At 75.2% G+C, this 5,467-nt stretch carries 6 protein-coding genes, 1 pseudogene and 1 riboswitch; of the genes and pseudogenes, 5 read left to right on the top strand and 2 right to left on the bottom strand.

Annotated elements, in window-relative coordinates; genetic code table 11:
• Positions 1–763: AAA family ATPase (locus ACFWA9_RS37990; RefSeq protein ID WP_380393929.1), on the top strand; the 763-nt coding region annotated here is incomplete at its 5' end.
• Positions 764–937: 174 nt separating this feature from the next.
• On the top strand, positions 938–1,747 hold the full coding sequence (locus ACFWA9_RS37985; RefSeq protein ID WP_380393926.1) for an Fpg/Nei family DNA glycosylase: 810 nt from the start codon (positions 938–940) through the stop codon (positions 1,745–1,747).
• 73 nt (positions 1,748–1,820) lie between these two features.
• Here the strand turns inward: ACFWA9_RS37985 and ACFWA9_RS37980 are convergent, their stop codons facing one another.
• Positions 1,821–2,264, bottom strand: coding sequence for a DUF3995 domain-containing protein (locus ACFWA9_RS37980; RefSeq protein ID WP_380393923.1), 444 nt, complete (start codon positions 2,262–2,264; stop codon positions 1,821–1,823).
• A 138-nt stretch (positions 2,265–2,402) separates the two neighbouring features.
• On the opposite strand from ACFWA9_RS37980, the gene ACFWA9_RS37975 reads away from it, so the two are divergent.
• Together ACFWA9_RS37975 and ACFWA9_RS37970 are read left to right on the top strand one after the other, a co-directional pair.
• The gene (locus tag ACFWA9_RS37975; protein ID WP_329486788.1) at positions 2,403–2,921 is read left to right on the top strand and encodes an RNA polymerase sigma factor; all 519 of its coding nucleotides are present in this window, start codon (positions 2,403–2,405) and stop codon (positions 2,919–2,921) included.
• On the top strand, positions 2,918–3,397 hold the full coding sequence (locus ACFWA9_RS37970) for an SRPBCC family protein (RefSeq protein ID WP_380393920.1): 480 nt from the start codon (positions 2,918–2,920) through the stop codon (positions 3,395–3,397). The genes ACFWA9_RS37975 and ACFWA9_RS37970 overlap by 4 nt, the downstream gene beginning before the upstream one ends.
• Before the next feature lie 188 nt (positions 3,398–3,585).
• Here ACFWA9_RS37970 and ACFWA9_RS37965 read toward each other — a convergent pair.
• Positions 3,586–3,924, bottom strand: a pseudogene (locus ACFWA9_RS37965) (ArsR/SmtB family transcription factor); the annotation flags it as partial.
• An 81-nt stretch (positions 3,925–4,005) separates the two neighbouring features.
• Positions 4,006–4,198: riboswitch (cobalamin riboswitch) on the top strand.
• Between the two features lie 32 nt (positions 4,199–4,230).
• Here ACFWA9_RS37965 and ACFWA9_RS37960 point away from each other — a divergent pair.
• Entirely contained in the window at positions 4,231–5,403 is a 1,173-nt protein-coding gene (locus ACFWA9_RS37960) for a HoxN/HupN/NixA family nickel/cobalt transporter (protein WP_380393917.1), read from the top strand.
• The last annotated feature ends 64 nt before the right edge of the window (positions 5,404–5,467 follow it).

Below are 5,467 nucleotides of genomic sequence, written 5' to 3'. Positions count from 1 at the left end.
CCCGTACGCCGGTCGCCCGGTCGTGCCGCCGGCCGGTACCCCGGCGGCCCCCGTCGCACCGCCCGCGCCGGCGCGGCCCGTGCCGCCGTCGGCTCCCACCGCCGCGGCGCCCGCGCCGGTTCCGGCCGGCGCCACCGGGCACTTCCTGCTGCCGTCCGGCGCGCCCGTCCAGCTCCCGGTCCACCCCGCGCAGCCGCACCTGCCGTCCGGGCCACTCGCCGTGCTGCTGATCGGACCGGCCGGCGCGGGCAAGACCACCGTCGCCCGGCACTGGGCCGAGCGGCGGCCCACGCCCACCGCCCACATCAGCCTCGACGACGTCCGCGAGTGGGTGCAGTCCGGCTTCGCCAACCCGCAGTCCGGCTGGAACAACGCCTCCGAGGCGCAGTACCGGCTGGCCCGCCGCACCTGCGGCTTCGCCTGCCGCAACTACCTGGCCAACGGCATCTCCTGCATCATCGACGACGCGGTCTTCCCGGACCGCCCGGCGATCGGCCTCGGCGGCTGGAAGCGGCACATCGGCCCGGGGATGATCCCGGTCGTGCTGCTGCCCAGCCTGGACTCCGTGCTGAGCCGCAACGCCCGGCGCAGTGGCAACCGGCGGCTGAGCGACGAGGAGGTGGCCCGGATCCACGGCCGGATGGCCGGCTGGTACAACTCCGGGCTGCCGATCATCGACAACTCCCAGCTGGACGTCGCGGCCACCGCCGCCGAGCTGGACCGGGTGATCCTGGCCCGGCTGATGGGCATCCCGGTCCGCTGAGGCCCGGGCCGCCCGGGCCGCCCGGGGCTGTTCCGGGCGGCTCCGGCGCTGCCCCGCGCGCGGATTCGGTACCGCCTTCCGGGAGCCCGCGACGGCCGGCGGCCCGGCCGGGCCTGTCGGTGCGGGCTGCGATGATGGGGGCATCCTGTCGCACACCCGGGGGAGCTGACGCCCGTGCCGGAAGGCCACATCATCCACCGCCTCGCCGCCGAGAACGCCAGGGCCTTCGGCGGCCGCCCGGTCCGTGCGAGCAGTCCGCAGGGCCGGTTCGCGGACGGCGCGAAGCTGGTCGACGGGCAGGTGCTGACCGGGGCGGAGGCCATCGGCAAGCACCTCTTCCTCGGCTTCGAGGACGACGCCTGGGTGCACATCCACCTCGGCCTCTACGGTGGGTTCGCCTTCGGGGAGGGCCCCGCGCCCGAGCCGGTCGGCCTGGTCCGGCTGCGCCTGGCGAACGACGACGCCTACGCCGATCTGCGCGGTCCCAACACCTGTGCGCTGATCACCGACGCCGAGAAGGCCGCCGTCGCGGCGCGCCTCGGCCCCGACCCGCTGCGGGCCGACGCCGACCCGGAGCCGGCCTGGCGGCGGATATCCGGCAGCCGGACGACGATCGCGGCACTGCTGATGGACCAGAAGGTGCTGGCCGGCGTGGGCAACGTCTACCGCGCCGAGGTGCTGTTCCGGCACGGCATCGACCCGCACCGGGCCGGGCGCGACCTCGGCCGGGCCGAGTGGGACGCCGTCTGGGCCGACCTGGTCGCGCTGATGCGCGAGGGCGTCGGCGCGGGGCGGATCGACACCGTCCGACCCGAGCACACCCCCGAGGCGATGGGCCGTCCGCCGCGGGTGGACGACCACGGCGGCGAGGTCTACGTCTACCGCCGGGCCGGCATGCCCTGCCTGGTCTGCGGCACCGAGGTCCGGACCGAGGCGCATGCCGCGCGCAACCTCTTCTGGTGCCCCACCTGCCAGCGGGCCTGAGGCGGCGCCGGCTGCCCGGCGCCGTCCGGGCGGCACCGGGGGCGGTCGCGGGGCTGCCGGGGGAGGGGCGCGGTCAGCCGTCCGCCCCGGTACGGGCGACCGCCAGGGCGGCGGCCAGGCAGAGCGGGGTGTAGAACGCCAGGTTGAGCCGGTAGAAGGCCGAGCCGGTGTCGACGCCGACCCCGGTGGCCCAGAGCAGCCCGGCCAGCCCGCGGGCGAGCAGTCCGGCGGCCACCGCGCGCGGCCCCCAGCGCAGTGCCACCGCCGGCAGCCGGCGGGCCGCGCCGTCCAACAGGCCGCCGCGGGCGAGCACCAGGGCCGAGCCGGAGAACAGCAGCGCCGCGAGCGGCAGGACGACCGGCGGGGTGAACGGCACCTCGGCGTTGAGCACCGCCCGGGAGAGCGACGCCGGGTCGGCGGCCGGCCAGGTGCGGCCGGTGGCCCAGTAGACGTGCAGCAGGGCGTCGGCGGCGAGCAGGCCGGCGACGGCGAGGGCGGCGGTACGGCGACGGTTCACGATGGTCCTCCGGGGTTCCGACGGTGGGTCACCCCGCAGGAGAGGCCCGCCCGGCCGGACGTTCCCGTGACGAGCGTCACAGCGGGAAGTCGGGGGAGGGAGGGAACGTCCGGCCGGTCCGGCGCCTCTGATGCGGGTGTGGATGGTCCCGACACCCGAACCGCCGACCGGCTCGCCGGCCTGGTCCGTGCCGCCCAGCGCGGCGACCAACTGGCCGTCAGCGAGCTGCTGGAGCTGGTCGCGCCCTACGTCCGCCGGCTCTGCGGTCCGATCGCGCTGGACGACGGCCCCGACGCGACGCAGGAGGCGCTGATCGCCGTCTTCCGCAAGCTGGGCCAGCTCCAGGACCCGGCCGCGCTGTTCGGCTGGGTCCGCTCGATCGCCGTGCGGGAGGCCGTCCGGCACGTCCGGCGGGTCGCCCGCTGCGTCCCGGCCGACCTCTCGGAGCTGCCCCGCCCCGGCGACCCGCAGCTGGCCACCGACATCCAGGACGTCCTCGCCCGGCTGACGCCGGAGCACCGCGCCGTGCTGGTGCTGCGCGACCTGGAGGGGCTCGACGAGCGGTCCACCGCAGAACTGCTGGGCGTGGCACCCGGCACCGTGAAGTCCCGGCTCTCCCGGGCCCGGCTCGGCTTTCGAAGGGCGTGGCAGCAGTGAGCGCACCGATTCCCTGGCCGACGGCGGCCTTCGACCCGGTCCGCCGGCTGCATGTGATCGCCGCCGTCACCCCCGGCGCCGCCGTCCGGGAGGCGCTGATCGACGCGCCGTTCGAGCGGGTCTGGGCGGCCGCGGCCGACCTGGAGGAGGGGCTCCCGCGCTGGCTGCCGGACATCCGGTCGGTCCGCGTGGCCGGGAGTCCGGCGGACGGTCGCACGGAGGCGCTGGTGACCGGCCACACCCGGCTGCGGGCCCGTTTCGACGTCGAGCTGACGCCCGGGTGGTGCCTGATGCGCAGCCGCTTCCTGCTGGGCGGGATGGCGGCCCGCCCCGAGGCCGGAGGCACCCGCTTCGCCTTCCTCGGCGCGTTCCGGCTCCCCGGCGCGGGCCTGCTCGACCGGGCCCTGCGGCCCGCGACAAACCCGCTGGCCCGGCGCTCGCTGGAGCGCTTCGAACGGCTGGTGCGGGAGGGGTGAGGCGGGCCCCGGGCGCGACGGCCCGGGGCGCCGGGTCGGTGTTCCGCGGGCGGAGCCGGTCAGCCGGGAGCCCCTCAGCCGGGAGCCGGTCAGCCGGCCGCGGCGGCCCGGGGTGCGGAGGGCTCGCCGCCGGTGGCGTCGCTCCCGGTGGCGGGCTCGCCGTGCTCGTGGTGGTCCGCGGCGGCGCACTCGTCGAGGAGGGGGCGCAGGGCCTCGTCCACGAGCCGGTAGCGCACCACGCGGCCGTCCTTGTCGCCGGTGACCACACCTGCGGTGCGCAGCAGCCGCAGCGCCTGCGAGACGGCCGGGTCGCGCATGCCGGTGGCGACCGCCAGGTCGGTGACGGCGAGCGGGCCGGCCCGGTGCAGGGCGAGCAGCAGGGCGAGCCGCCCCGGGTCGGCGAGCAGCGAGAACCGCTCCGCCCAGGACCGGACGTGCCCGGGGTCGCCGATCGCGGCGATGGCCTCGCAGACCCGGTGCCCGTCGATGGTGCGGTGGCCCGCGCGGTCGGCCGGTACGAGATGCATGCGGACATTGTTGCAGCCCGTGGCTGTGATCCTGGACACCTGCGCAGGTGCGCAGCCTTGCAAGGGTGAGGTGCGGCCCCCTACGGTGTTGCCCGCCGTGGTGTTCGGGAAGACCGGTGACGGACCCTCAGGGTCCGGAGTCCGGAGCGGCCCTCGCCACTGTGATCGGGGGAGTCGTCCGTATCCACGACGCCACTGGGCGCCTCGCGCGCCTGGGAAGGCGGATCCGGAAGCCCCGTCAGCCAGGAGACCGGCCACGGCATCTCACGAACGTCTTTCCACGAGGTGCTGGAGCGTGATCCGAAGATGACCCTGCCCGAAACCGCCGCTGCTCCCGCGGCGTCCTCCGCCCTGCCGAGCTTCCGCTGGCGGCGCGAGGACACCCTCCGCACGGCCGGGTTGATGGGGGTGATCCTGGCCATGCACGTAGTGGCGTTCGGGACGCTGATCTTCCTGGTCGCCCCGGAGAAGTACGAGGTCGGTACCCAGGTCTTCGGGGTGGGCCTGGGCATCACCGCCTACACCCTCGGCATGCGGCACGCCTTCGACGCCGACCACATCGCGGTGATCGACAACACCACCCGCAAGCTCATGGCGGACGGCAAGCGGCCCGTCTCGGTGGGCTTCTGGTTCGCGCTCGGCCACTCCTCGATGGTGGTCCTGATGGCCGCCCTGGTGGCGGGCGGCGCCCAGCTGGCCAGCACGCTGATGGACGACGAGTCCACCACGCACCAGTGGCTCGGTGTGGTCGGCACCTCCGCGTCCGGTGTCTTCCTCTACCTGATCGGCGCGCTCAACCTGGCGGCGCTGTTCGGCATCCTCAAGGTGTTCCGGTCGATGCGGGCCGGTCGGTTCGACGAGGCCGAGCTGGAGGAGCACCTCAACTCGCGCGGTCTGATGGCCCGGGTGCTGAACCGGGCGACCCGCTCGATCACCCGGCCCGGCCAGATGTTCCCGGTCGGCATGGTGCTCGGCCTCGGCTTCGACACCGCGACCGAGGTGACCCTGATGGTGATGGCCGGCTCCGGCGCGGCCGCCGGGCTGCCCTGGTACGCGATCGTCTGCCTGCCGCTGCTGTTCGCGTCCGGGATGAGCCTGTTCGACACGCTGGACGGGACGTTCATGAACTTCGCGTACCAGTGGGCGTTCTCCAACCCGGTGCGCAAGGTGTACTACAACCTGACCATCACTGGGCTGTCGATCGCGGTGGCGTTCATCATCGGCACCATCGAGCTGGTCGCCGTGCTGCACGAGAAGCTGGACCTCACCGACCCGGTGAGCGGCTGGATCGCGGACATCTCGCTGGACAACGTCGGCTACGCGATCGTCGGGCTGTTCGTGGTGGTCTGGGGGGCAGCGATCGCCTACTGGCGCCTCGCCGGCGTCGAACAGCGCTGGAGCCCGAAGCCGGTGGTGCCGGCCGACGGGGTGCCCGCCCAGGGGGCGGCGGCCGACGAGGCCGCCGGGGTCACCAAGTAGTCGGCCCCGACGGCCCGCGGCACCGCGGTGTCACGAGGCGGCGCCCACCCGGTCCGTTCGGGTG

The organism is Kitasatospora sp. NPDC059973, assembly GCF_042737525.1.
GTDB lineage: Bacteria > Actinomycetota > Actinomycetes > Streptomycetales > Streptomycetaceae > Kitasatospora.
Note: the sequence above shows the minus strand (reverse complement) of the source record. Positions and strands in the feature narration are given on the sequence as shown.